Origin of the sequence: Pseudonocardia alni (genome assembly GCF_002813375.1) — a bacterium.
Lineage (GTDB): Bacteria > Actinomycetota > Actinomycetes > Mycobacteriales > Pseudonocardiaceae > Pseudonocardia > Pseudonocardia alni.
The window spans coordinates 2,446,042-2,471,452 of sequence record NZ_PHUJ01000003.1 but is presented as its reverse complement, the minus strand read 5'-3'; the positions used below and the strand labels follow the sequence as shown (position 1 = coordinate 2,471,452).

Genomic DNA, 25,411 nt, shown 5'->3' with positions numbered 1-25,411 from the left:
GGGCCGTCGCGGTGGGGCTACTTGCCGGCGAAGGCGTCGATCGCCGCGTTGAACGTGGCGCTCGGCCGCATGACCGCGTCGGTCTTCGCGCGGTCGACGTAGTAGTAGCCGCCCAGGTCGACCGGGTCGCCCTGGACCGCGTTCAGCTCACCGACGACCGTGTCCTCGGCGGCGGCGAGCTTCTCGGCGAGCGGGGCGAAGATCGCGGCCAGCTCGGTGTCCTCGGTCTGCGCGGCGAGGGCCTGCGCCCAGTACAGCGCGATGTAGAAGTGGCTGCCGCGGTTGTCGAGCTCCCCGACCTTGCGCGACGGCGACTTCCCGTTCTCCAGCAGCGTGCCGGTGGCCTCGTCGAGGGTCTGGCCGAGCAGCTTGGCCCGCAGCGGCTCCTCGGTCTTCGACGCCAGCATCTCCAGAGAGACGGCCAGCGCGAGGAACTCGCCGAGGGAGTCCCACCGCAGGTGGTTCTCCTTCTGCAGCTGCTGTACGTGCTTCGGCGCGGACCCGCCGGCGCCGGTCTCGAACAGGCCGCCGCCGTTCATCAGCGGGACGATCGACAGCATCTTCGCCGACGTGCCCAGCTCCATGATCGGGAACAGGTCGGTGAGGTAGTCGCGCAGCACGTTGCCGGTCACCGAGATGGTGTCCTCGCCCTTGCGGGCCCGCTCCAGGGTGTAGCGGGTGGCCTCGGCGACCGGGAGGATCTCGATGGTCAGTCCGTCGGTGTCGTGCTCGCCCAGGTACGTCTCGACCTTCGCGATCAGCTGCGCGTCGTGGGCGCGCGCCGAGTCCAGCCAGAAGACGGCGGGGGAGCCGGTGGCCCGGGCCCGCTCGACGGCCAGACCGACCCAGTTGCGGATCGGGGCGTCCTTGGTCTGGCAGCCGCGCCAGATGTCGCCCTCGCCGACCTCGTGCGAGAGCTTCTCCTCGCCCGACGCCGCGTCGACGACGCGCACGGTGCCCGCGGAGGCGATCTCGAAGGTCTTGTCGTGGCTGCCGTACTCCTCGGCCTTCTGCGCCATCAGCCCGACGTTCGGGACGGTGCCCATCGTCGTCGGGTCGAAGGCGCCGTTGGCCTGGCAGTGCTTGACGGTCTCGTCGTAGAGCGGGGCGTAGGACGAGTCCGGGATGACGAACTTGGTGTCTTGCAGCGCGTCGTCGGCGTTCCACATCCGGCCGGAGGTGCGGATCGCGGCCGGCATCGAGGCGTCGATGATGACGTCACTCGGGACGTGCAGGTTGGTGATCCCGCGCGCGGAGTCGACCTGGGCCAGCGCCGGGCCGGTCTCGTAGGCGGCGGTGATGGCCTTCTCGACGGCGTCGCGCTTGTCGGCGGGCAGCTTCTCCAGTGCGGTCAGGATCGAGGCGAGACCGTCGTCGGGGTCGGCGCCCACGGAGGCGAGGTCGTCGGCGAAGGAGGCGAACACGTCGGCGAAGTAGGCGCGGACGGCGTGGCCGAAGATGATCGGGTCGGAGACCTTCATCATCGTGGCCTTGAGGTGCACCGAGAACAGCACGCCCTTGGCCTTGGCGTCGGCGACCTGCTCGGCGAGGAAGGCCTGCAGCGGCTCGCGACGCATGACGGCGCCGTCGAACACCTCGCCGTCCAGCAGCGCGACCTTCTCCTTCAGCACCGTGACGGTGCCGTCGGCGGCGACGTGCTCGATGCGGACCGCGCCGTCACCGGCGGCGGTGAACGAGGTCTCGGAGTGGCGGAAGTCGCCGTCGTCCATGGTGGCGACGTGGCTGGCGGAATCGGAGCTCCAGGCGCCCATCGAGTGCGGGTGCTTGCGGGCGAAGTTCTTCACCGACAGCGGGGCGCGGCGGTCGGAGTTGCCCTCGCGCAGCACCGGGTTGACCGCGGAGCCCTTGACCGAGTCGTAGGCGGCGCGGGCGGCCTTCTCCTGCTCGGTCTGCGGGTTGTCCGGGTAGTCCGGTACGTCGTAACCGGCGCCCTGGAGCTCGGTGATCGCCGCCTTGAGCTGCGGGATCGACGCCGAGATGTTCGGCAGCTTGATGATGTTGGCGTCCGGCGTCTTCGCCAGCTCGCCCAGCTCGGACAGCGAGTCCGGGACGCGCTGGGCGTCGGTGAGCCGGTCCGGGAACTTCGCCAGGATGCGGGCGGCCAGGGAGATGTCGCGGGTCTCCACGTCGACCCCGGCCTGGCCGGCGAAGGCCTCGATGACCGGCAGGAAGGAGTGGGTCGCCAGTGCCGGCGCCTCGTCGGTGTACGTGTAGATGAGCTTCATCGCGTCCTCAGGCCTGCCTCGGCTCGTCGTGTGTGCTGCCGTGTCCAGCGAGCGGGCCGCGACGGCGCCGGCGGACGGGCCCGGGACGACCGGGCGGGTCCCCGGCGCGGCGACCCGCTGACTGGGCCACACGCTATCTGTTCACCGGTCCCGCACGCCCGCAGGAGTAACCGGCCCGACACCCCCGTGATGGTCGAGCCCACGGCCGCGGACCGGCTACCGTGGTCGCGGCAGCGCTCGGCGGGAGGGGAACCACGGTGGCGAAGGTCTTCGGGCTCACCCGGAAGTCGCTCCTGAGGGGCTGGCCGCTGGTCGGGCTCATCGGAGTCGGCCTCACGGTCGTCGCACTCGCCTACGGCGGTGTCACCGGGAACCTGGAGACCACCGGGTGCCGTGTCGTCGTGCAGGGCGAGCAGGTGACGGTGCGCTCGGCGCCCGGCAACTCGGCGGCGCCGGTCCGCACGCTCCCGGTCGGGACCGAGGTCGCGGCGGAGACGATCGTCGACGGCGGCTTCCGCAAGCTCACCGAGCAGAACCAGTGGGTCCCGGTGGACTCCGTCGCCGCGACCTCGGGCAGCCGGTGCTGAACCCGTCGCGCAGCGTGATCAGGGGTGCGGCACAGTAGACGGTGTGAACGCGCTCGCCACGGTCAACGTCAACGGGGTCCGTGCCGCCGCCACCAAGGGGCTGCTGGAGTGGCTGGCCGCGACCGACGCGCGGGCGGTCTGCCTGCAGGAGGTCCGGGCACGGCCCGACGAGCTGCCGGCCGCCTTCCTGGCCGCGCTCGACGAGGGCGGCTGGCACCTGCGCCTGGCCCCGTCGCTGACGGCGAAGGGCCGCAACGGCGTCGCGGTGCTGAGCCGGGACGAGCCCGAGGCGGTACGGATCGGCTTCCCGAGCGGAGCCCGCGGAGCGAGCAACGGCACCGACCCCACCACCGACCTGGACGGCCGCTACGTGGAGGTGGACCTGCCCGGCGGGCTCACCGTGGCCTCGTTGTACCTGCCCAAGGGCATGGCGGGCACCGAGAAGCAGGACCACAAGGACGCGTTCTGCGCGGCCTTCGGTGACCACCTGCGCACCGCGTTCGACCGGTGCGCCGCGACCGGGCGGCAGATGGTCGTCGGCGGGGACTGGAACATCGCCCCCACCGAGCTGGACCTGCGCAACTGGCGCGGGAACCGGCGCAACTCCGGGTTCCTGCCGCACGAGCGGGAGTGGTTCGCGAAGCTGCTCGAACACGGCTGGCGCGACGTGGTCCGCGAGCGGCACCCGGGCGTCGACGGGCCGTACTCGTGGTGGAGCTACCGCGGGCGGGCCTTCGACAACGACACCGGGTGGCGGATCGACCACCTGCTCACCACCCCCGGGCTCGCGGACGCCGCGCACGAGGCCGTCGTGGACCGGGCGCCCGCGCACGACCGGCGCTTCTCCGACCACGCCCCCGTCGTCGTCCGGCTGGGGGCCGTGTGATCGCCGGCCGGATGGTCGGCGGCCGCTACCTGCTGCTCGACGAGCTGGGCCGGCGCGGTTTCGGGCCCACCCACCGTGCCGAGGACCGCATCACCGGCCGCACCGTCGCCGTCACCGAGATCGCGCTGCCCGCGGTGGCCGGGGTGCGGGAGCGCCTGCTGACCGAGGTGCGGGCCGCCGGGCGGCTGCGCCACCCGTCGGTCGTCGGGGTGCTGGACCTGGTCACCGACCGGTCCTCGGCCGGGGACATGCGCGAGTACCTGGTCACCGAGCACCCGGAGGCGCGACCGCTGGGTGCGGTCGTCGAGACGGCGCCGCCCTCTCCCCGGCAGGTCGCGCTCGTGGGCCGGGACGTGCTGGCCGCCCTGCGTGCGGTGCACGCCGACGGCGGCACCCACGGCGGCCTCGACGCCGACGCGGTGCTCGTCACCGCCGACGGCCGCGCCCTGCTCACCGACGTCGGCCTCGCCCGCGCGGTCGGTCCGCGCCCCGGCGGGAACGGTGCGCCCGCCGCCCCCGAGGGCGGCGACACCCCGGCCGCGGACCTGTGGTGCCTGGGCGCCGTCCTGCGCGAGGCGGCGGGCCCGCGCCCGTCGGCGGGCAGCGCGCTCGCGACGGTCCTGGACGGCCTCACCGCCGACGACCCGGCCGAGCGCCCGACCCACGACCGGGCCGCCGAGCTGTTCGAACGCGGCGCCCGGCCCCGGTCCCCGGGCGGGGACCTCGGCCGCAACCGCTGGATCCTGCTGGGCGTGGCCGGGGTGCTGGCCGTGGTCGTCGTCGTGCTGCTCGTCCTCGCCGTCCTCTGAGCACACCCGGGGGCGGAAACCCGGCGGCGCCCGCGACGCGGCGGGGGGCAGGATGGGCCGGGTGAGCCGGAGCGTCGAACACCCCGCCGACCACCCCCGCGTCGCCGCCGTGAAGGAGGCGCTGCGCCGCGCCGGTGCCGACCCCGCGTCGATCGCGGGCCTGGTGCTGCTGCCCGACGCGGTGACCACCGCGGCCGCGGCGGCCGCCGCGCTGGAGGTGGAGGTCGGCCAGATCGCGAACTCACTGGTCTTCGACGCCGACGGCGCCCCGCTGCTCGTGCTCACCTCCGGGGCGCACCGGGTCGACACCGACAGGGTCGCCGCGCTGGTCGGCGCGGCGCGGGTCGGACGGGCGTCGGAGGAGTTCGTGCGCGAGACCACCGGGCAGGTCATCGGCGGGGTCGCACCCGTCGGGCACCCGGCGCCGGTCCGCACCCTGGTCGACGTCGCGCTGCGGGACTTCGACCGGGTCTGGGGTGCCGGCGGGGTGGCCCGCTCGGTGTTCCCGACGACCTTCGACGAGCTCGTCGCGGTCACCGGCGGGACGCCCGCCGAGGTCGCCTGAGCCGTATTCCCGCACCGGCGGTGATCCATCGCCGGGAAACGGACGGTCGCTGTGGTGATCGGTGAAACCTAGTGTGGGTGGCATGGCCGATACTCCCGCCGCACCCGTCCCGGCCGAGGCCGAACCGCCGGTCGGACTCCCGACCCCCGCACCCGCCGAACCGGTGCCCTCGGACTCGGCGTTCCGCCGGGCCCTGCGCCGGGTCCGGGACGGGTCCACCCTCGACGTCACCGAGGCCGCCGTCCTGCTCGCCGCCCGCGGCGAGCACCTCGACGAGCTGCTCGGCCACGCCGGCCGGGTCCGCGACGCCGGACTCGTCGAGGAGGGCCGCCCGGGCGTGGTCACCTACTCCCGCAACGTCTTCATCCCCCTGACCCGGCTCTGCCGCGACCGCTGCCACTACTGCACGTTCGCGACCGTCCCGCACAGGCTCGACGACATGTTCCTGGAGCGCGACGAGGTCGTCGAGATCGCCCGCCAGGGCGCCGCGCAGGGCTGCAAGGAGGCCCTGTTCACCCTCGGCGACCGCCCCGAGGATCGCTGGCCGCAGGCCCGCGAGTGGCTCGAGGCGCGCGGCTACGACTCCACCCTGGACTACGTCCGGGCCTGCGCGATCGCCGTCCTGGAGGAGACCGGACTGCTGCCGCACCTCAACCCGGGCGTCATGAGCTGGGAGGAGCTGACCCGGCTCAAGCCGGTCGCGGCCAGCATGGGGATGATGCTGGAGACGACGTCGCAGCGGCTGTTCGAGAAGGGCGGCCCGCACTTCGGCAGCCCCGACAAGGAGCCCGCGGTCCGGCTGCGCGCCCTCACCGACGCCGGCCGCGTCGGCGTCCCGTTCACCACCGGCATCCTGATCGGCATCGGCGAGAACCGCACCGAGCGGGCCGAGTCGCTGTTCGCGATCCGCTCCGCCGCCCGCGCGCACGGGCACGTGCAGGAGGTGATCGTCCAGAACTTCCGGGCGAAGCCGGACACCGCGATGGCGAACGACCCGGACGCCGACCTGGAGGACCTGGCCGCCACCATCGCGGTCGCCCGGCTCGTGCTGGGTCCGAAGGTGCGGCTGCAGGCGCCGCCGAACCTCGTCGGCGACGAGCAGGCGCTGATGCTGCGCGCCGGGATCGACGACTGGGGCGGTGTCTCCCCGGTGACGGTGGACCACGTGTCCCCGGAGATGCCGTGGCCCGCCGTCGACGAGCTGGCCGCGATCACCGAGGCCGAGGGCTTCACGTTGCAGGAGCGGCTCACCGCCTACCCGAAGTACGTGCGGGCCGGGTCGCCGTGGATCGACGCGCGGCTGCACGGCCACGTCGCCGCGCTGTCCGGGCCGGACGGGCTCGCCCGGCCCGACGCCGTCGTGGAGGGGCGGGCGTGGCAGGAACCCGACGGCGGGTTCGCCTCGACCGGGCGCACCGATCTGAACTCCACGATCGACACGACCGGGCGCACCGAGGACCGGCGCAGCGACTTCGGCGACGTCTACGGCGACTGGGACGAGGTGGCCGCCGAGCTGGAGCACCAGCGCGCCGGGCACGGGGCGGCCCCCGAGCGGCTCGACTCCGACGTCCGGGCCGGGCTGGACCTGGCCGCGTCCGACCCGGCGGCGCTGCTCGACCCGGCGCACGCCGACGCCGCGATGGCCGTGCTGACCGCCGACGGACCCGCGCTGCGCACCCTGCTCGACCTCGCCGACGACGTGCGCAGGCAGGTCACCGGGGACGACGTCACCTACGTGGTCAACCGGAACATCAACTTCTCGAACGTCTGCTACGTCGGCTGCCGGTTCTGCGCCTTCGCCCAGCGCGAGCGCGACGCCGACGCCTTCCGGCTCTCGCTCGACGAGGTCGCCCAGCGCGCCGCGGAGGCCGCCCGCGACGGTGCCACCGAGGTCTGTGTGCAGGGCGGTATCGACCCGCAGCTGCCGGTGTCGTTCTACGCCGACCTGGTCCGCGCGGTCACCGCGGCCGTGCCGGGGATGCACGTGCACGCGTTCTCCCCGATGGAGATCGTCTCCGCGGCGGCCAAGGCCGGGGTGTCGATCCGGGAGTGGCTGACCGAGCTGAAGGCCGCCGGGCTCGGCTCGATCCCGGGCACCGCCGCCGAGATCCTCGACGACGAGGTCCGCTGGGTGCTGACCAAGGGCAAGCTGCCGGCGTCGCAGTGGATCGAGGTCGTGTCGACCGCGCACGAGCTGGGGATCCCCAGCAGCTCGACGATGATGTACGGCCACGTCGACGAGCCCCGGCACTGGCTCGGGCACCTGCGCACACTGGCGTCGATCCAGGACCGCGCCAGAGGGATCGGCGCAGTTGGGTTCACCGAATTCGTTCCCCTGCCGTTCGTGCACCACAACGCCCCGATCTACCTGGCCGGGATCGCCCGGCCGGGACCGACGGAGCGCGACAACCGGGCGGTGCACGCGTTCGCGCGGCTCGCGCTGCACGGGCGGATCGACCACGTCCAGTGCTCCTGGGTCAAGCTCGGCGACGACCTCGCCGCGGACATCCTGGCCGGGGGCGCCGACGACATGGGCGGCACCCTGATGGAGGAGACGATCTCCCGGATGGCCGGCTCGGAGAACGGCTCCGAGCGCTCCGTCGCCGAGCTCACCGCGATCGCGGCGGCCGCCGGTCGCCCGGTCCGGCAGCGGACGACGACCTACCGCGGCGAGCCCCGCGTGCTCACCCCGGCGCCGGGTACCGGGCCGCGGACGCTGCCGTTGACCCCGGCCTGATCCCGGCCGGTCCCGCGTCGCCTCCGGGCCGCGCGGGACCGGCCCGGCCGCCGATCGGCCTACGGTGGCGGTATGGGTGTACTCGGAGAGATGTTCCCGCGGAAGCGGATGCACGAGGACTCGGACGCCGCGCAGGGCGGGCAGCAGTGGCGGCTCGGCCCGATCGACCTCGACAAGGGCGTGGTGACGGTCGAGCCGGCCCCGCGGCCCGAGGACCCCGAGCAGGGGAAGGGCCGGGAGAACGGATGACGTGCTGACCGGGACGACGCCCCGCGGCTGCCGCAGCCCCCTCACCGCGCTGTCGCAGGACGTCCGCCCCGGCCGGTGGACCGACCCCCCGATCCGGCCCACCCCGCCGCCGGCCGTGCCCGGAGGCGCGGCTTCGATCGGCAGAGTGAGGCCAACGGTACGATCTTGAGCAGTCCGGGGTCAAGGGAGGCGAGCGGGTGCGGCCGCAGGAGCTGGGCGCCGTGGGGCGCGGTCTCGGCCTGCTCGCCGACACCTGGACGCTGTTGATCCTGCAGCGCGCGTTCCTCGGCGTCAGCCGGTACGCGGGGTGGCGGGAGACCCTCAACATCTCCGACGCGACGCTGTCGGCGCGGCTGCGCGGTCTCGTCGACGCGGGTCTGCTCGAGCCCCGCAGCTACGCCGACGGTGGCCGCGAGCGCCGCGGCTACGCCCTCACCGAGCGCGGCGGCGACATCTGGAAGCTGCTGATCTGCACCTGGGACTGGGAGAAGACCTGGGTCCCGCGGGAGGTCCCGCTCCCCGAGATCGTGCACCGCGACTGCGGCCGCCCCACCCGGGTGCGGGTGTGCTGCGCGGCCTGCGGCGGCGCGGTCGGGCCGCGGGACACCGAGGTCGAGCGCGAGCCGTGGGCGCCGGGGCTGGACCGGCTGGCCCGCAGGCACCCGCGGCGCACCCGCGGCGCGCTGCCCGTCGACCCGCTCTCGTTCCTGCCCGGTGCGATGGAGATCATCGGCGACCGGTGGGGTGCCGCCGTCCTCGGCGCCGCGCTCACCGGGATCCGGGCGTTCAACTGCTTCGCCCTCGAGCTGGCGATCTCCCCGGAGGTGCTGTCGGACCGGCTGCGCCGCTTCGTCGCGCTCGGGGTGCTCAGCCGCAGCGGCGACGGCGAGTACCGCCTCACCGACAAGGGGCGGGCCAGCTTCCCGATCCACGCCTGCCTGGTCGAGTGGTCGCACCGCTGGTGCGGCGGGGACGGCGCCCCGATCGACCTCACGATCCGCCACCGGGCCTGCGGGCAGCCGCTCTGCGTGCGGCTGGACTGCGAGCAGTGCGGGCGGGCGTTCGCCCGTGACTCGGTGTCCCCGGTGCGCCCGAGATGACGGACGGTAGGGAACGATGGCGGGCATGAACGACGCCCACCGTCCCCGCGTCCTGTCCGGGATCCAGCCCACGGCCGACTCGTTCCACCTCGGCAACTACCTGGGTGCGCTGCGTCAGTGGGTGGCCCTGCAGGACGACCACGAGGCGTTCTACTGCGTCGTGGACCTGCACGCGATCACGGTGGAGCACGACCCGGCCGAGCTGGCCCGGCGTACCCGGGTCGCGGCCGCCCAGCTGCTCGGGCTGGGGCTCGACCCGGACCGCTGCACGCTGTTCGTGCAGTCGCACGTCCCGGAGCACGCGCGGCTGTCCTGGATCCTGGAGTGCATCACCGGCTTCGGCGAGGCCGGCCGGATGACCCAGTTCAAGGACAAGTCCGCCAAGCAGGGCACCGACCGGGCGACCGTCGGGCTGTTCACGTACCCGATCCTGCAGGCCGCGGACATCCTGCTCTACCAGGCCGACCGCGTCCCGGTCGGCGAGGACCAGCGCCAGCACCTGGAGCTGACCCGCAATCTCGCGCAGCGGTTCAACCACCGCTTCGGCGAGACGTTCCGGGTGCCCGAGCCGCACATCCCGCAGGCCACGGCGAAGATCTACGACCTGCAGGACCCGACGGCGAAGATGAGCAAGTCGGCGTCGTCGCCCAGCGGGATCGTGGAGCTCCTCGACCCGCCGCGGACCTCGGCCAAGAAGATCCGCTCCGCGGTGACCGACAACGAGCGCGAGATCCGCTTCGACCCGGAGAACAAGCCGGGCATCGCGAACCTGCTCACCATCAACGCGGCGATGACCGACCGGAAGGTCGCCGAGGTCGAGGCCGAGTACGTCGGCCGCGGCTACGGCGACCTGAAGAAGGACCTGGGCGAGATCGTCGCCGCGTTCGCGGAGCCGTTCGCGGAGAAGGTGAACGGCTACCTGGCCGATCCGGCCGAGCTCGACCGGGTGCTCGCGCGCGGTGCCACCCGTGCGCGTGAGGTCTCCGGCGCGACACTGGCCGCGGTTCACGAGAGGATCGGGTTCCTCCCGCCCGTCTGAGCGACGCTCGCCGGGGCGGGGAGCGAACCACCGAACCGGGGGAATGATGGCCGAGAACCGCGCCGCCACGATCGCGCACCGGCTGGAGACCGACGAGGAGGAGACCGAGACCTTCCTCGACCGCCAGCGGGAGAAGCATCCGTGGCTCGACCACCTGGTCCGGGCGGGGGAGCGCTACACCGAGAACCACGGCGACCACTACGCCGCGGCGATCACCTACTTCTCCATCCTGGCGCTGGTACCGCTGCTGATGGTCGGGTTCGCGGCGGCCGGGTTCGTGCTGCGCGGCAACCCGGAGCTTCTCGACTCCCTGCGCCAGGCGATCGAGTCGGCCGCGCCGGGCCAGATCGGCGAGCTGCTCGGCGGGATCGTGCAGACCGCGATCGACCGGGCCGGGGCGATCGGTCTGATCGGTCTGGTCGGCGCGCTCTACTCGGGCATCGGCTGGATGAGCAACCTGCGTGAGGCGCTGACCGAGCAGTGGGGCCAGCGGGACGATGCCCCACCGATGATCAAGCGACTGGCGTTCGACCTGCTCGCCCTGGTCGGGCTCGGGCTGGCCCTGGTGCTGTCGTTCGCGATCTCCTCGATCGGTGGCGCGGCGGGGAGGTTCCTGCTCGACCTGGTCGGCCTCGGCGAGGCGACGTGGGCACGCGTGCTGCTGAGCATCGCCTCGTTCCTGCTCGTGCTCGCCGGGAACTGGCTGGTGTTCCTGTGGGTGATCGCCCGGCTGCCGCGCGAGCCCGTGTCCCTGCGCAGCGCGGCCAGGGCCGCGCTGATCGGCGCGATCGGGTTCGCGATCCTGCAGCGGGTGATGGTGATCTACCTCGGCTCGGTCACGAACTCCGCGGCCGGTGCGGCTTTCGGCTCGATCCTCGGTCTGCTGGTCTTCATCTTCTTCACCTCGCGGTTCCTGCTGTTCGTGACGGCCTGGGCCGCCAGCGCCGAGGAGAACGACCTGGGCTACCGCGACCTGCCCGCCCCCGCGATCATCCGGCCGCAGTACGTCGTCCGGGACGGGCCGGGCGCGCTCGCGTCGGCGGGCCTGGTCACCGCGGGTCTGATCGGTGGGGCACTCGGCCTGCGGGCCCTGGGGCGCCGGCGGCGCTGACCCGCCGCGGCACGGTCCGCACACCGCGGGTCCACCCACCGGGGCTGCCGCGCTGCGGCGAGGTGCCGACGGCCCGTGGTCACCGGGGTGCCCCCGCCACGCCGTCCCGCCCCGATCTCGAAGGACGTGATCCCGACGAGTTCGCTCACCCGGTAAGCGAGACCGCAGGAGGGTGTGGACCCCGGCGCTCGGGCGCTCGGGTGAGTCGGCGCCGCACCGGCCGGGTCTCCGGTACCGGCCCCGACGAACTCGTTCGCCCGGTGAACGTTCCGCGGACCTGAGCTCCGGGGATGATCCTGACGAGTCCGCTTACCCGGTAAGCGAACTTCGCAGGAGGGTGCACCCGGCCCTCGGGCACCGGGGCGAGCCGGCGCCGACCCGGGCGGGTCCCGGGCGTCCGCGTGGTCCCGTCCGTGCCGCAGGTCAACGGCGCCGGCGCAGCCGCGCGGCCACCAGCGCCCCGACGCCGGCGAGCGCGGCGACCCCGCCGACCAGCACCGCGGCGGGGATCGGCGCAGCACCCGCGGGATCCGGGGCGCCGGTCGACGTCGCCCCGTCGGCGCTCCTCGTCGCCCCGTCCGCGCCCCCGGAGCCCGTCGCGCCGTCCGCGCCGTCTGCCCCGCCCGCGGGGGCCGCGGCGCCCCGAGGCGTGCCCGAGCCGTCGGCGGAGCCCGTGGTGCCCGGCTCGACCAGCGTCCCGATCCCGGTGGCCGGGGCGCCGAAGCCCCAGTCCAGCAGGGCGCGGGCCTGGTCGACCATCAGCACCGGCCGGGGCTCGCCGCGCACGAGGGCCACGACCAGCCGTCGCCCGTCGCGCTCCATCGCCCCGACGAAGGTGTGCCGGGCGGCGTCGGTGAACCCGTTCTTGCCGCCGAGGAAGCCGGGGGCACCGAGGAGCCGGTCGTCGTTGCCGAGCAGGAAGCCGGGCTTGTCGGCGAACCCGGGGAACGGGATGCTCCGGGTGGTCAGCGCGGCCGCGATCCGCGGGCGCTCCAGTACGGCGCGCAGCAGCAGGCCCAGGTCGTAGGCCGAGGCGGACATCCCCGGGCCGTCGAGGCCGGCGGGCGTCGCGGGACGGGTGTCCAGGGCACCGAGGCGGCGGGCCTCGTCGCGCATGGCGGCCAGCGTCGCGGGGGCCCCGCCGAGTTCGCGGGCCAGGGCGTTCGCGGCGTCGTTGCCCGAGGACAGCAGCAGCCCGTGCAGCAGCTGGTCGACCGTGTAGCGCCCGCCGGGGCCGATCCCGGCCCGGCTGCCGTCAACGTTCGCGTCATCGGCGGTGCCCACGACCACCCGGTCCATCGGCAGCCGCTCGTCGACGACCAGCGCGAGCAACAGCTTGATCGTCGACGCCGGACGCTGCCGCGCGTGCGGGGCCCGGGCGGCGAGCACCGCACCCGAGTCGAGGTCGGCGACGACGTACGACGCGACCCCGACCGGCGGGGGCGGCACCGGCCCGGCGTGGGTGTCACCGCAGCCGCCGAGCCGGCCGACCGGTGGCGACGGCACCGGCAGCGGGGGGAGGGGCACCGTCTCCTCCCGCGCGGGCGGGCCGGGCGGGACCTCCTGCCCCGGGCACCCCGCGGTGACCGCGACCGGAGTGGCGGAGGCGACCGGTGCGGTGCCCGCCGCCCCGGCCAGCGCGAGCGCCACGACGACGGGAACGAGCAGCCGGGCGGCGGGTCGGCGCGGGGAACCCGGGCCGGCGGGGGTCGTCACCGTTGCAGCATGACCCACGGCCCGGCGGAACGGGCCGCCCGCTGCGGGCCCGGCACCACGGACCGCGCCCCGCGGCACGGTCAGCGCTCGACGATCTCCTTGACCCGGTCCAGGCTGCGCTCCAGCCCGTCGCGCATCAGGGCCTCGCGGTCCCGGCCCAGGATCCCGCTGCGCTGCAGCAGCCGTACCGGCAGCGCCGCCTCGCCGGTCTTCTCCCGCCAGGCGACGACGGTCGTCGCCCCGTCCCCGGCCGGCTCCAGGACCCAGCCCCAGGCCGTCTTCGACTCGCCGACCACGAAGGTGAACCGGCGGGCCGGCTCGCACTCGGTGACCCGGCAGTGGGTCGACCAGCGGATCCGGCCGCGCCGGTTCCCGCCGGTGAACCTGGCGCCCACGGCGGGCCCCGCCGCGTCGCCGCGCCACCGTCCCCCGGTGGCCTCCGGGCTCCACTCACCGGCCCGGGTGATGTCCGAGACCAGCTCCCACACCCGCTCCGGTGGGGCCTGCACCGTACGTTCCGCGCGATCCATCGATCCTCCTCCGAGACTGCTGTCACCTCCCGGGTACAAGATCGTCCGGGTGTGCGGACGGTACCGTCCGTCAACCGCTCGACGATTCCGCGTCACGGCCGTGTTTCGAGTTCTGCCGAAACCGTTGTCCAGCGGTTACCGTCCCGTCCGGACATGCGCCGCCGAGCGGTGGCGCCGGAGGGGGAGGTCACCTCGTGCGGATCAACCAGCGCATCGGAGGCAGGGGCCGGTACGCGACCGCGATCGCGCTCGTGGCCGCGGCGGCACTCACGCTAGCGGGCTGTGCCCGCGACACCGGCGGGGGCGGCGGCGCCCAGGCCGGGGAGTGTGAGCGCGTCGCGCCGCCGTCGGTCCCGGCAGCGTCGGCCCAGCCGGCGCCGGAGGCTCCGAAGGCGGACGCGAGCCGGCTCAAGGTCGGGCTGGCCTACGACATCGGCGGCCGTGGCGATGCCTCGTTCAACGACGCGGCGGCCGCCGGCCTCGACCGCGCCGTCGCCGAGCTGGGGCTCCAGAAGGCCAACACGCGCGAGGCGACGGCCCAGGCGGGGGAGAGCGAGGACGCGGGCACCAACCGCCTCCGCCAGCTGGCCCAGGGCGGGTTCAACCCGATCGTCGCGGTCGGCTTCAACTACGCCACCGGCGTGAAGACCGTCGCGACCGAGTTCCCGAACATCCAGTTCGCCATCGTCGACGACGACACGGTCGACCTGCCCAACGTCAAGCCGCTGGTCTTCGCCGAGGAGCAGGGCTCGTTCCTGGTCGGCGCCGCGGCCGCGCTGAAGACCTCGACCTGCAAGGTCGGGTTCATCGGCGGCGTCGACAACCCGCTGATCCAGAAGTTCGACGCCGGCTACGAGCAGGGTGCCAAGGCCGTCGCGCCGCAGATCGACGTCGAGTCTGCCTACATCTCCCCGGCCGGCGACTTCACCGGCTTCAACGACGCCACCCGCGCCACCGAGATCGCATCCGGCCAGTACGACGGCGGCGCCGACATCGCCTTCGCCGCGGCGGGCCAGTCGAACCAGGGTGTCTTCGCGGCCGCGCAGACCGCGCAGAAGAAGGCCATCGGCGTCGACTCCGACCAGTACAACTCGCCGCAGCTGACGCAGGTCCGCGACACGATCATGACGTCGATGATCAAGCGGGTCGACGTGGCGGTCTACGAGTACATCAACGCGGTCGCGGGCAACGCCGTCGCGACGCTCCCGGCGCGATTCGACCTCGCCAACAACGGTGTCGGCTACTCCACCTCCGGTGGCCAGGTCGACGACATCGTCCCGCAGCTCGAGGCGTACAAGGCCGCGATCATCGCCGGACAGATCGACGTCACGTCCACGAAGTGACCGACGAGCGCCACGCGGTCGAACTGCGCGGGATCACCAAGCGGTTCCCCGGCGTCGTCGCGAACGACGGCGTGGACCTCACCGTCACCCACGGTGAGGTCCATGCCCTCTGCGGCGAGAACGGGGCCGGCAAGTCGACCCTGATGAAGATCCTCTACGGGATGCAGACGCCCGACGAGGGCACGATCGTCGTCGACGGGGCGGACACGCACTTCCGCAGCCCCGCCGACGCCATCGCCGCGGGGATCGGGATGGTCCACCAGCACTTCATGCTGGCCGACAACCTGACCGTCGCCGAGAACGTGCTGCTCGGCGCCGAGCGCCTGCACGGCATCGGGAAGGCGGCCCGGGCGCGGATCACCGAGCTGTCCGCGACCGTCGGGCTCGCCGCCCGGCAGGACGCGCTCGTCGAGCACCTCGGCGTCGCCGACCGGCAGCGCATCGAGATCCTGAAGGTGCTCTACCGCGGCGCCCGCACGGTGATCCTCGACGAGCCGACCGCGGTGCTGGTCCCGCAGGAGGTCGACGAGCTGTTCGCGACCGTGCGCCGGATGCAGGGCGACGGCTACACGTTCCTGTTCATCTCGCACAAGCTCGACGAGGTCCGCGCCGTCGCCGACCGGATCACCGTGATCCGCCGCGGCCGCACGGTCGGCACCGCGGACCCGCTGACCGTGACCAACCGCGAGCTGGCGGAGATGATGGTCGGCTCGGAGCTGCCCTCGCCGGAGACCCGCGAGTCGACCGTGACCGACCGCGAGGTGCTGCGCGTCGAGGGCCTCGGGCTGACGAGCCCGGACGGCGGCCGCGACCTGCTCGACGGCGTCGACCTCGTCGTGCACGCCGGTGAGGTGCTGGGCATCGCCGGCGTCGAGGGCAACGGCCAGACCGAGCTCGTCGAGACGGTCATGGGGATGCGCAGGCACGCCCGTGGCCGGGTGCTGCTGAACGGCACCGACATCTCGGCGAACTCCACGATGGCCCGCCGCGAGGCCGGCATCGGCTACGTCCCCGAGGACCGGTCCCGCCACGCCCTGCTCGGCGAGCAGCCGCTGTGGGCGAACCGGATCCTCGGGTTCCAGTCCCGGCCGCCGATCGCCCGGCGCGGGCTGCTGGACACCGCCGCCGCGCGCACCGACACCGAGCGGATCGTGCGCGACTTCGACGTGCGTACCCCCGGAATCGACGTCATGGCGGCCGCGCTGTCCGGTGGCAACCAGCAGAAGCTCGTCGTCGGACGGGAGCTGTCCGGCGACCCGGTGCTGCTCATCGCGGCCCACCCGACCCGCGGTGTCGACGTCGGCGCACAGGCAGGCATCTGGGCCGAGCTGCGCCGCGCCCGCGCGGCCGGGCTCGCGGTGCTGCTGGTCTCGGCCGACCTCGACGAGCTGATCGGCCTGTCCGACACCCTCGCCGTCATCTCCGGCGGGCGGCTGGTCGGCACCGCCGATCCCGCGACCGTGACCCCCGAGGAGCTGGGTACCAAGATGACCGGAGCCGCCACGTGAGCCGGCTGCGGGGCGCCGTCGTCGCGCCCGTCCTCGCGATCGCGGTCGCCGCCCTGCTCTGCGGGGTCGCACTCGTGATCAGCGGGGCGTCGCCGTGGACGGCGGTCACCACCATCCTCGCGCAGGTCGGGTCGGGCACGGTCGTCGTGGACACCGTGAACTCCGCCGCCGTCTACTACCTCGCCGCCCTGGCCGTCGCGATCGGCTTCCAGATGCGGCTGTTCAACATCGGCGTCGAGGGCCAGTTCCGGGTCGCCGCCTGCGTCGCCGCGATCGTCGGCGGGACGGTGGCGCTCCCGCCCGTCCTGCACACCGTGCTGATCATGGTGGTGGCGCTGCTGACCGGCGCCGCCTGGGTCGCGATCCCGGCGCTGCTCAAGGCCTACCGCGGCGTCTCCGAGGTCATCTCGACGATCATGCTGAACGCGATCGCCACCGGGCTGATCGCCTACCTGATCCGCGCCGAGACCTTCGGCGAGCTGCGCGGCAACAACATCACCACCCCGCCGATCCCCGAGTCGGGCTGGTTCCCCGGGATCCCGGTCGGCAACGGCGCGATCTTCGGGATGGTGTTCGTCGCGGCCGCGCTGGGCATCGGCTACTGGTTCCTGCTCGGACGCACCCGGTTCGGCTTCGAGCTGCGCGCCTCCGGCGAGTCGGCGACGGCCGCCGCGACCGGCGGGGTGAACGCGCGCCGCACGATCGTCGTCGCGCTGCTGCTCTCCGGTGCGGTCGCCGGGCTGGTCGGATTGCCCGAGCTGCTCGGGCGCGACCACGCCTACACGCTGTCCTCGCCGCAGGGCTACGGCTTCACCGGCATCGCGATCGCGCTGCTGGGCCGCAACCACCCCGTCGGCATCGCGCTGGGCGCGCTGCTGTGGGCGTTCCTGGACAAGTCCGCGGTGGCGCTCGACGTCGTTGGCATCCCGCGGGAGATCGTACTGATCATGCAGGGCCTGATCGTGCTGTCGGTGGTCGTCGCCTACGAGGTCGTCCGCCGGGTCGAGCGCCGGGCCGAGCAACGGCGGGTCGCCGCGGCGGCCCCCGCACCACAACCGGCGGAGGTGTCGTCGTGACCGCGGTGCTGGATCGTGCGCGGTCCCTGCCCGGCTGGGCCCGGTCGGCGCTGATCGCGGCCGTGCTCGTCGCCGTCCTGTCGGTCACGGTGACGCTGACCGGCCAGATCCAGCTGACCTCCGGTGGCACCGCGTCCGCCGCGGTGCGGCTGGGGCTGCCGATCCTGCTCGCCGGCCTGGGCGGCCTCTGGGCCGAACGCGCCGGAATCATCAACATCGGCCTCGAGGGCATGATGGTGCTCGGCACCTGGGGCGCGGCCTGGGCCGGCTACCAGTGGGGGCCGTGGGCGGCGATGCTCGGCGGGCTGGTGTTCGGCGCGCTCGGCGGGCTGCTGCACGCCGTCGCGACGGTGACGTTCAACGTCAATCACATCGTCTCCGGCGTCGCGATCACCCTGCTCGGGACGGGGCTGACGAAGTACCTGGCGACGCTGGTCTTCACCCCGGTCTCGCAGAACCCGCGCCAGTCCCCGCGGCTGGAGGGCTTCACCGAGTTCTCGATCCCCGGGGTCTCCGAGGGCCTCGCGGCGCTGGAGGCCCAGCAACGGGTGTTCGTCTCCGACCTCGCCGGGTTGCTGTCCGGGCTGGTCACCGGCCTGACGCCGATCCTGGTCATCGGGGTCGCGCTGGTCCCGGTGAGCTACCTCGTGCTGTGGCGGACGGCGTTCGGGCTGCGGCTGCGCAGCGCGGGCGAGTCGCCGGTCGCGGCGGAGTCGCTCGGCGTGAACGTGGTGCTGCACAAGTACGTCGCGGTCACGATCTCCGGCGCGCTCGCCGGGCTCGGCGGTGCGGCCCTGGTGCTCAACCCCGGCCAGCTCGGCTACCTGGAGAACCAGGTCGGCGGCCGCGGGTACATCGGCCTCGCCGCGATGATCTTCGGCAACTGGCGGCCCGCCGGGCTGCTCGTCGGCTCGGCGCTGTTCGGCTACGTCGACGGCCTGCAGCTGCGTGCCGGCGGTGAGGCGGTGCACGCGCTGCTCTACGGCGCGACGCTGGTCGCGGTCGTCGTCGCGGTGCTGTGGGCGATCCGCCGGATGTGGACCGCCGCCGCCGTCGCGCTCGTCGCGGGGCTGCTGGTGTACGCGGTCTACTGGTCGGTCGACACCGTGCCCAGCGAGTTCGCCTCCTACGCCCCGCAGCTCGTCACGCTGATCGTGCTCGCGGCGGCCTCGCAACGACTACGACCACCGGCCCGGCTCGGCGAGCCGTACCGGCGCGGGGAGGGACGCTAGATGGCAGGCGGGGGACCGTCCGGAGCGGGCGCGGACATGATGCGGCCCGACGCGCCCGTCCCGGACTGGGACGCCCTGCGGGCCGCCGCGGTGCAGGCCGCGGCCTGGGCGTACGCGCCGTACTCCCGGCTGCGCGTCGGCGCGGCCGCACTCGTCGACGACGGGCGGGTGGTCACCGGCTGCAACGTCGAGAACGCCTCCTACGGTCTCGGCGTCTGCGCAGAGGTGACCCTCGCCGGGCAGCTGCGCCTCTCCGGCGGCGGACGGCTGCTCGCGGTCGCCTGCCGCTCCGGCGACGGCGACCTGCTCATGCCGTGCGGCCGCTGCCGCCAGGTGCTCCACGAGTTCGGCGGCGCCGCCCTGCTCTGCGACACCCCGCGCGGGGTGCTGCCGTTCACCGAGGTGCTGCCCGACGCGTTCGGCCCGGAGGATCTCCCGTGAGCTTCTCCGCGGTCGAGGTCATCGCGGCCAAGCGCGACTGCCGCACGCTGTCGAGGGCCCAGATCGACTGGGTGGTCGACGCCTACACCCGCGGCGAGGTGGCCGACGAGCAGATGGCCGCGCTGGCCATGGCGATCCTGCTCAACGGCATGGAGCCCGGCGAGATCGCGCACTGGACCCAGGCGATGATCGACTCCGGCGAGGTCCTCGACTTCGGCGACGTCGGACGCCCGCTGGTCGACAAGCACTCCACCGGCGGCGTCGGGGACAAGATCACGCTGCCGCTGGCGCCGCTCGTCGCGGCCTGCGGGGCGGCGGTGCCGCAGCTGTCCGGACGCGGGCTCGGCCACACCGGCGGCACCCTGGACAAGCTGGAGGCCGTCCCCGGCTGGCGCGCCTCGCTGACCACCGACGAGATCACCGCGCAGCTGCGCGAGGTCGGCGCGGTCGTCTGCGCGACGACGCCCACGCTCGCCCCCGCCGACAAGCGGCTCTACGCGCTGCGCGACGTCACCGGCACCGTCGAGTCCGTCCCGCTGATCGCCAGCTCGATCATGAGCAAGAAGCTCGCCGAGGGCACCGGCGGGCTGGTCCTCGACGTGAAGGTGGGGTCCGGCGCGTTCATGAAGACCCTGCCGCGCGCCGGGGAGCTCGCCGACGCGATGACCGCGATCGGGGCCGCCCACGGCCTCCCGACCACCGCGCTGCTCACCGACATGTCCCGCCCGCTGGGCCGCTGCGTCGGCAACGCCCTGGAGGTCGCCGAGTCGGTCGAGGTGCTGCGTGGTGGGGGACCGGCCGACCTGGTGTCGCTCACCGTCGCGCTGGCCACGGAGATGCTCGCCCTCGCCGGTCTGCCCGACGCCGACCCGGCCGCCGTGCTCGCCTCCGGTGCCGCGTACGACGTGTGGGAGCGGATGATCGCCGCGCAGGGCGGGGACCCGTCCGCACCGCTGCCGGTGGCCACGCACGTCGAGACGGTCGTCGCCGAGCGGTCCGGGATCTTCGCCGGGGCCGACGCGCTCGCCGTCGGCACGGCGGCCTGGAAGCTCGGAGCCGGGCGCGCCCGCAAGGAGGACCCGGTACAGGCCGGGGCCGGGGTCCGGCTGCTGGTCGACCCGGGCGACGAGGTCCGTCCCGGCACCCCGCTCGCCGAGCTGCACACCGACGACGACGCCCGGCTCCCCACCGCCCGCCGGCTGCTCGCGGGAGCGGCACTGATGATCACCACGGACCCGCCGCCCGAGCGGGACCTCGTCCTCGACGTCCGCCGGGGCAGCTGACCCGGCCCGGCCGGGGTCGCATGCGATCCCGAACGGCGTCAGGTGGCTGACGGGACGTGACAGATCTTCCTGCGTCCGCGTGCCGCATTCGTGACGAAACGTAACTCTCGGTGTCTCCGTCCGTTACGCACAGTGTGAACCGTTCGCCGGCGACGATGCCGTCCCCCAGCCACGTCCCCGTGTCACCGGACCGCGCGGGGGTGACGGCGGGCCCCGACGTCTGGACCACGGCCGAGGCGAGCGAGGACTTCCGCGAGCTCCGCGCGCGCCTGCTGCGTTTCGTGCTGCCGGCGACCGCGGGCTTCCTGGGCTGGCTGTTCCTGTTCGTGGGGCTCAGCGCCTGGGCGCCCGGGCTGCTCGGCACCCGGGTGCTCGGCGACCTCACGCTGGCGCTGGTGCTGGCCATCGGGCAGTTCGTCACGACGTTCGCGATCACCGCGCTGTACGTCCGGTACGCCGGCCGCCGGCTCGACCCGCTCGCCGACGAGATCCGTGAGCGTCTCGAGCGGGGCCACCGGTGACCGCAGCCGTCGCGGCCGTGTCCCCGGCCCCCGGGGACCCGCTGCTCAACATCCTGGTCTTCTCGTCGTTCATCCTCCTGGCCTTCGTCCTGGTGCTGCGGGTGCGGCGGCGCTCGTCGGCGGCCCGGGACTACTACACCGCGGGCAGCGGCTTCACCGGTCCGGAGAACGGCCTGGCCCTGTCCGGGGACTTCCTGTCGGCCGCGACGTTCCTCGGCATCGTCGGCGCGGTCGCCGTCGCCGGTCCCGACGGGTTCCTCTACGCCGTCGTCGCCTTCGTCGCCTGGCTGGTGGCGCTGTTCTTCGTCGCCGAGATGCTGCGCAACACCGGTCGCTACACGATGGCCGACGTCCTCAGCTACCGGTTGCGGCAGCGCCCGGTGCGCGCGGCCGCCGCGACCTCGGCGGTGGTGATCTCCACGCTGTACCTGCTCGGCCAGCTCGCGGGCGCGGGCGGCCTGCTCGCGCTGCTGCTGAACATCACCGACCGCGCCGGGCAGTCCGCGACGATCGCCGGGGTCGGGGCCGTGGTCATCGGGTACGTGCTGATCGGCGGGATGAGCGGCGCGACCTGGATCCAGATCGTGAAGGCGGTCCTGCTGCTGGCGACCGGGATGATCATGGCCGCGTTCGTGCTCGGCACGACCGGTCTGAGCCTGCCCGCGCTGCTGACCGCGGCGGTCGCGAACCACCCGCGCGGCGAGGCCGTGCTGTCCCCGGGGCTGCTGTACGGCGGTGGCCTGACGGCCAACCTGGACCTGCTGTCACTGGCCGTCGGCGGTGTCCTCGGTGTGGCCGGGCTCCCGCACATCCTCATGCGCTTCTACACCGTCCCCGACGCCCGGCAGGCCCGGAAGTCGGTCGTGTGGGCGATCTGGCTGATCGGCGCGTTCTTCCTGCTGGTACTGGCGCTCGGGTACGGCGCCACGGCGCTGGTCGGGCCGGAGGCGATCCTCGCCGCGCCAGGCGGGGTGAACTCGGCGGCGCCGCTGCTGGCACTGCAGATCGGCGGGCCGGTGATGCTGGCGCTGGTCTCGGCGGTCGCCTTCGCGACGATCCTCGCGGTCGTCGCCGGTCTGATGATCACCGCCGCGGCCGCGTTCGCCCACGACGTGTACGCCCAGCTGCTGCGCCGCGGGCAGGCCACCGCGGCCGAGGAGGTCCGCGTCGCCCGGCTGACCACCGTCGTCATCGGGCTCGTCGGCATCGCCGGGGGCATCCTGGCCAACGGCCAGAACATCGCGTTCCTGGCCGCCCTGACCTTCGCGATGGCCGCCTCGGCGAACCTGCCGACGCTGCTGTACTCGCTGTTCTGGAAGGGGTTCACCACGACCGGTGCCCTGTGGAGCATGTACGGCGGCCTCACCGTCACGCTGACACTCATCGTGTTCTCGCCCGCGGTGTCCGGGGCGCCGACGGCGATGCTGCCCGACCTCGACTTCGCGTGGTTCCCGCTGGCGAACCCGGGCCTGGTGTCGGTCCCGGTGGGCTTCCTGCTCGGCTACCTCGGCTCCGTCCTGGGCCGCGAACGCCCCGACGCCGCCGGGCATGCGCAGATGTCGGTCCGGGCGCTGACCGGGGCCGGACTGCAACGTGCGGTGCCCGAGGGCCTGCCGGCGCCGCTCCCCACCGGCCACGGTGCCCACCCGGCCCCCGCCGGTCACGGCGTAACCCCGGTCCCCACCGGTCACGGAGTCCACCCGGCCCCCGCCGGTCACGGTGCCCACCCGCGCCCCGACGGTCCTGCGGCCCACCCGGGCCCGGCCGGTCCCGCGGTGCACCGGGGCCCGGCCGGGCCCGCGCCGCACCGGAGTCCGGACGGTGGGGCGGCCCGTACCGCTCGGCCGGACGGTGCCGCCGCACCTCTCCGCACGGGACGCCCCCACGGCGGGCCGTGGCGCGACGCCCGGCCCGGTGGCGGCCAGCCGGCGGGTCCGTACCGGCCGCCGGCCGCCCCGGGGCGGGACCCGCAGTTGCGCCCGGGGCGGGAGCGGCCCGGGCCCGGTACGCCGTCCCGCTGAGCCGCGTCCCCGGCCCCCGGCCGACGCCCGCCGGCCGGAGCCGGGCCGTGGCCGGCGGGCGCCGCCGGGACGGGCGGATCCGTGACACGCCCGCCGCTGCGCCGTGACGCCGGGCCGGTGCGCCCACCGGTGGGTGACGGCGCGGTGCCGGGCGGGCGTCGGCACGACGATTCCGATCCGGCACGATGGACGACGATGCGTGAGGACCGACGAGCGGCGGAGCGGGCGCCCCACCCCGCGGTGGTGCGGCACCAGCTGCTGCCCCGACCGGTGATGGGCCCCGACGCCCGGCGGACCCCGCGGACGCCCCCGGAGGGGGCCGCCGAGGTGACCCGTCCGCTCGGGCCCGGCCGGATCCCCGACCCGGGGGAGCCGACCACCCCGCTGGGACCGGTGGCCGGCGCGTCGCCCGGCCGTCCCACACCCCCGGCGCGCCCGGACGGCGCCGCCGCGGGTCCGGGGACGCCCTCGCACGGCACCGCGCCGGCGGGGGAGACGCCCGGGGACGGCGGAGCACCGGCCCCGGGGACGTCCGGGGACGACCCCGCCGGGACCACACCGTCCGGCGGCGCGGAGCACACCGGCTCGCTCGTCCGCTCCTCCGGCATGATCGCGATCGCCAGCCTGGTCAGCAGGCTCACCGGCTTCGTCCGGAACCTCGCGCTGGTCGCGGTGCTGGGCTTCGCGGTCGTCAACGACTCCTACACGATCTCGAACACGCTGCCGAACATCGTCTACGAGCTGCTGCTCGGCGGGGTCCTGACCAGCGTGATGATCCCGGTGCTGGTCCGCGCCCAGGCCGAGGACGCCGACGGCGGCGAACGCTTCACCCGGCGTCTGCTCACCGTCGTCGGGGCCGCGTTGCTGGTCGCGACCCTGATCGCGATGGCCGCCGCCCCGCTGCTGACGAGGCTCTACCTCGGCTCGGGGGACACCGGGCAGGCCAACCCGGCCCTGGCCACGGCGTTCGCCTGGCTGCTGCTGCCGCAGATCTTCTTCTACGGCATCGGCGCGCTGCTCGGCGCGGTCCTGAACTCGAAACAGGTGTTCGGGCCGTTCGCCTGGGCGCCGGTGCTCAACAACCTGGTCCTGCTGGGTGTGCTCGTCGTCTACGTGCTCGTGCCGGGGGAGATCTCGGTCGACCCGGTCCGGATGGGTGACCCGAAGCTGCTGGTGCTGGGTGTCGGGACGACGCTCGGCATCGTCGTCCAGGCACTGGTGCTCATCCCGTTCATGCGCAGCATCGGGTTCCGCTACCGCCCGGTGTGGGGCTGGGACCCGCGGCTGTCGCTGGCCGGCGGGATGGCGCTGTGGATCGTGGCCTACGTGCTTGTCGGGCAGGCCGGCTACATCGTCACCACCCGGGTCGCCGCGTCGGCGTCCGAGGGGTCGGTCGCGACCTACATGAACGCGTGGCTGCTGCTCCAGGTCCCGTACGGGGTGCTCGGGGTGTCGCTGCTGACCGCACTGATGCCGCGGATGAGCCGCGCCGCGGCCAAGGGCGACGTCGACCAGGTCGTCACCGACCTCTCGCTCGGCGCGCGCCTGTCCACCGTCGGGCTCGTCCCGATCGCGGCCGTCATGACGGCGTTCGGCCCGTCCCTGGGCACCGCGCTGTTCTCCGTCGGGGCGGGCAGCGGGACCGGGGCCGAGCGCCTCGGTCAGGCCGTCGCCTGGTCGGCGTTCGGGCTGCTGCCCTACGCGGTCACGATGCTGCAGATGCGCGTGTTCTACGCGATGACCGACTCCCGCACCCCGACGCTGATCCAGGTCGGCATGGTGGGGGTCAAGATCCCGCTGTTGCTGGCGTGCCCGCTGCTGCTCCCGCCGGAGCAGGTCGTGCTCGGCCTCGCCGCGGCGAACGGGGTCTCGTTCGTCGGGGGCGCGGTGCTCGGGCAGTGGCTGCTGCGCCGCCGCCTCGGGCGGGCCCGCTCCGGCGAGGTCCTGGTGTGCCTGGCCAAGGTCGCGTCCGCCTCCGCGGTCGCCGCCGCCGTCGCCTGGGGTCTCACCCGGCTGCTGGGCCCGGTGCTGGCGGACTGGCCGGACGTGGCTCGCGCCTGGACCCTGCTGGTCGGTGGCGCGCTGATCGCGCTGCCGCTGGCCGTCGCCGGGATGCGGGTGCTGAAGGTGTCCGAGCTCGACGCCGTCTTCCGCCGCCTCGCCCGCCGCTGACCCTCCTGCGTCGCCCCCCGCGGGGTGCCCCCAGGGGAACCTTCGTGGCTTAGAGCGCTACGAGAGTTCCCCTGGGGGCACCCCCGCCGGGGCGTGCGGGGCGCGGTTGGGGCGGAGCTGAGGGCAGGATCCACGACGACCTCCGTCCACCGGCAGCGGTGCGGAGACGATGGGACCGTCGCGGCCGGTTGTCACCGGCCGGTGCACGGGCCCGGAATGCACGAACGCCGCGCCCCCGG

20 protein-coding genes and 1 pseudogene are annotated in these 25,411 nt (G+C 74.2%); 18 read left to right on the top strand and 3 right to left on the bottom strand.

The genetic code is table 11. The features are described 5' to 3' along the window. Window positions 1–17: 17 nt before the first annotated feature. Window positions 18–2,246, bottom strand: a complete 2,229-nt coding sequence (locus ATL51_RS12360) for an NADP-dependent isocitrate dehydrogenase (RefSeq protein WP_073576408.1) — start codon at window positions 2,244–2,246, stop codon at window positions 18–20. 257 nt (window positions 2,247–2,503) lie between these two features. Here ATL51_RS12360 and ATL51_RS12355 point away from each other — a divergent pair, with 257 nt between their 5' ends. From ATL51_RS12355 to yhjD, 9 genes are all read left to right on the top strand, one after another. Continuing rightward, on the top strand, window positions 2,504–2,833 hold the full coding sequence (locus ATL51_RS12355) for an SH3 domain-containing protein (protein WP_062397696.1): 330 nt from the start codon (window positions 2,504–2,506) through the stop codon (window positions 2,831–2,833). Window positions 2,834–2,876: 43 nt separating this feature from the next. Continuing rightward, window positions 2,877–3,719: an exodeoxyribonuclease III gene (locus tag ATL51_RS12350; RefSeq protein WP_073576407.1), complete on the top strand. Its 843-nt coding sequence runs from the start codon at window positions 2,877–2,879 to the stop codon at window positions 3,717–3,719. Further along, the gene (locus ATL51_RS12345) at window positions 3,716–4,528 is read left to right on the top strand and encodes a protein kinase domain-containing protein (protein WP_073576406.1); all 813 of its coding nucleotides are present in this window, start codon (window positions 3,716–3,718) and stop codon (window positions 4,526–4,528) included. The genes ATL51_RS12350 and ATL51_RS12345 overlap by 4 nt, the downstream gene beginning before the upstream one ends. Before the next feature lie 61 nt (window positions 4,529–4,589). Continuing rightward, entirely contained in the window at window positions 4,590–5,093 is a 504-nt protein-coding gene (locus ATL51_RS12340) for a YbaK/EbsC family protein (RefSeq protein WP_392567369.1), read from the top strand. 82 nt (window positions 5,094–5,175) lie between these two features. Continuing rightward, complete coding sequence (locus ATL51_RS12335) at window positions 5,176–7,830, top strand: bifunctional FO biosynthesis protein CofGH (RefSeq protein WP_073576404.1); 2,655 nt, start codon at window positions 5,176–5,178, stop codon at window positions 7,828–7,830. A gap of 72 nt (window positions 7,831–7,902) precedes the next feature. Next, on the top strand, window positions 7,903–8,079 hold the full coding sequence (locus ATL51_RS28185) for a hypothetical protein (RefSeq protein ID WP_157818337.1): 177 nt from the start codon (window positions 7,903–7,905) through the stop codon (window positions 8,077–8,079). Between the two features lie 197 nt (window positions 8,080–8,276). Next, window positions 8,277–9,179, top strand: a complete 903-nt coding sequence (locus ATL51_RS12330) for a winged helix-turn-helix transcriptional regulator (RefSeq protein ID WP_100878702.1) — start codon at window positions 8,277–8,279, stop codon at window positions 9,177–9,179. 25 nt (window positions 9,180–9,204) lie between these two features. Continuing rightward, complete coding sequence (trpS, locus tag ATL51_RS12325) at window positions 9,205–10,218, top strand: tryptophan--tRNA ligase (RefSeq protein ID WP_075310254.1); 1,014 nt, start codon at window positions 9,205–9,207, stop codon at window positions 10,216–10,218. Between the two features lie 46 nt (window positions 10,219–10,264). Beyond that, complete coding sequence (gene yhjD / locus ATL51_RS12320; RefSeq protein WP_073576847.1) at window positions 10,265–11,329, top strand: inner membrane protein YhjD; 1,065 nt, start codon at window positions 10,265–10,267, stop codon at window positions 11,327–11,329. A gap of 423 nt (window positions 11,330–11,752) precedes the next feature. Here the strand turns inward: yhjD and ATL51_RS12315 are convergent, their stop codons facing one another. After that, window positions 11,753–13,045, bottom strand: a complete 1,293-nt coding sequence (locus tag ATL51_RS12315) for a D-alanyl-D-alanine carboxypeptidase family protein (RefSeq protein ID WP_301549001.1) — start codon at window positions 13,043–13,045, stop codon at window positions 11,753–11,755. 80 nt (window positions 13,046–13,125) lie between these two features. Continuing rightward, window positions 13,126–13,575 (bottom strand): SRPBCC family protein, encoded by a 450-nt coding sequence (locus ATL51_RS12310; protein ID WP_100878701.1) that lies wholly within the window; start codon window positions 13,573–13,575, stop codon window positions 13,126–13,128. 194 nt (window positions 13,576–13,769) lie between these two features. Here ATL51_RS12310 and ATL51_RS12305 point away from each other — a divergent pair, with 194 nt between their 5' ends. The 9 genes and pseudogenes from ATL51_RS12305 to murJ all read left to right on the top strand — a co-directional run bounded on the left by ATL51_RS12305 (window position 13,770) and on the right by murJ (window position 25,172). Further along, the gene (locus ATL51_RS12305) at window positions 13,770–14,918 is read left to right on the top strand and encodes a BMP family lipoprotein (RefSeq protein ID WP_083658772.1); all 1,149 of its coding nucleotides are present in this window, start codon (window positions 13,770–13,772) and stop codon (window positions 14,916–14,918) included. Then, on the top strand, window positions 14,915–16,426 hold the full coding sequence (locus ATL51_RS12300; protein ID WP_073576401.1) for an ABC transporter ATP-binding protein: 1,512 nt from the start codon (window positions 14,915–14,917) through the stop codon (window positions 16,424–16,426). The genes ATL51_RS12305 and ATL51_RS12300 overlap by 4 nt, the downstream gene beginning before the upstream one ends. Further along, a complete protein-coding gene (locus ATL51_RS12295; RefSeq protein ID WP_062397669.1) occupies window positions 16,423–17,502 on the top strand; it encodes an ABC transporter permease in 1,080 nt (359 codons plus the stop codon). Before ATL51_RS12300 ends, ATL51_RS12295 begins: the two co-directional genes overlap by 4 nt. Next, entirely contained in the window at window positions 17,499–18,734 is a 1,236-nt protein-coding gene (locus ATL51_RS12290) for an ABC transporter permease (RefSeq protein ID WP_100878700.1), read from the top strand. The genes ATL51_RS12295 and ATL51_RS12290 overlap by 4 nt, the downstream gene beginning before the upstream one ends. A 39-nt stretch (window positions 18,735–18,773) precedes the next feature. Further along, entirely contained in the window at window positions 18,774–19,175 is a 402-nt protein-coding gene (locus ATL51_RS12285; RefSeq protein ID WP_073576845.1) for a cytidine deaminase, read from the top strand. After that, complete coding sequence (locus tag ATL51_RS12280) at window positions 19,172–20,458, top strand: thymidine phosphorylase (protein ID WP_073576398.1); 1,287 nt, start codon at window positions 19,172–19,174, stop codon at window positions 20,456–20,458. The genes ATL51_RS12285 and ATL51_RS12280 overlap by 4 nt, the downstream gene beginning before the upstream one ends. Before the next feature lie 155 nt (window positions 20,459–20,613). Next, a complete protein-coding gene (locus ATL51_RS12275; protein WP_083658832.1) occupies window positions 20,614–20,979 on the top strand; it encodes a DUF485 domain-containing protein in 366 nt (121 codons plus the stop codon). Further along, window positions 20,976–22,580 (top strand): annotated as a pseudogene (locus ATL51_RS12270) (solute symporter family protein); the annotation flags it as partial. The gene ATL51_RS12275 and the pseudogene ATL51_RS12270, both read left to right, overlap by 4 nt. A 615-nt stretch (window positions 22,581–23,195) precedes the next feature. Continuing rightward, the gene (gene murJ / locus ATL51_RS12265) at window positions 23,196–25,172 is read left to right on the top strand and encodes a murein biosynthesis integral membrane protein MurJ (RefSeq protein ID WP_100878699.1); all 1,977 of its coding nucleotides are present in this window, start codon (window positions 23,196–23,198) and stop codon (window positions 25,170–25,172) included. Window positions 25,173–25,411 lie beyond the last annotated feature (239 nt).

Excerpts from the sequence above, each read along its gene's own strand:
- ATL51_RS12360 (WP_073576408.1), bottom strand. The coding sequence starts at position 2,246 with ATGAAGCTCATCTACACGTACACCGACGAGGCGCCGGCACTGGCGACC.
- ATL51_RS12335 (WP_073576404.1), top strand. The coding sequence starts at position 5,176 with ATGGCCGATACTCCCGCCGCACCCGTCCCGGCCGAGGCCGAACCGCCG.
- ATL51_RS28185 (WP_157818337.1), top strand. The coding sequence starts at position 7,903 with ATGGGTGTACTCGGAGAGATGTTCCCGCGGAAGCGGATGCACGAGGAC.
- trpS (WP_075310254.1), top strand. The coding sequence starts at position 9,205 with ATGAACGACGCCCACCGTCCCCGCGTCCTGTCCGGGATCCAGCCCACG.
- yhjD (WP_073576847.1), top strand. The coding sequence starts at position 10,265 with ATGGCCGAGAACCGCGCCGCCACGATCGCGCACCGGCTGGAGACCGAC.
- ATL51_RS12310 (WP_100878701.1), bottom strand. The coding sequence starts at position 13,575 with ATGGATCGCGCGGAACGTACGGTGCAGGCCCCACCGGAGCGGGTGTGG.
- ATL51_RS12285 (WP_073576845.1), top strand. The coding sequence starts at position 18,774 with ATGCGGCCCGACGCGCCCGTCCCGGACTGGGACGCCCTGCGGGCCGCC.
- ATL51_RS12275 (WP_083658832.1), top strand. The coding sequence starts at position 20,614 with ATGCCGTCCCCCAGCCACGTCCCCGTGTCACCGGACCGCGCGGGGGTG.
- murJ (WP_100878699.1), top strand. The coding sequence starts at position 23,196 with ATGCGTGAGGACCGACGAGCGGCGGAGCGGGCGCCCCACCCCGCGGTG.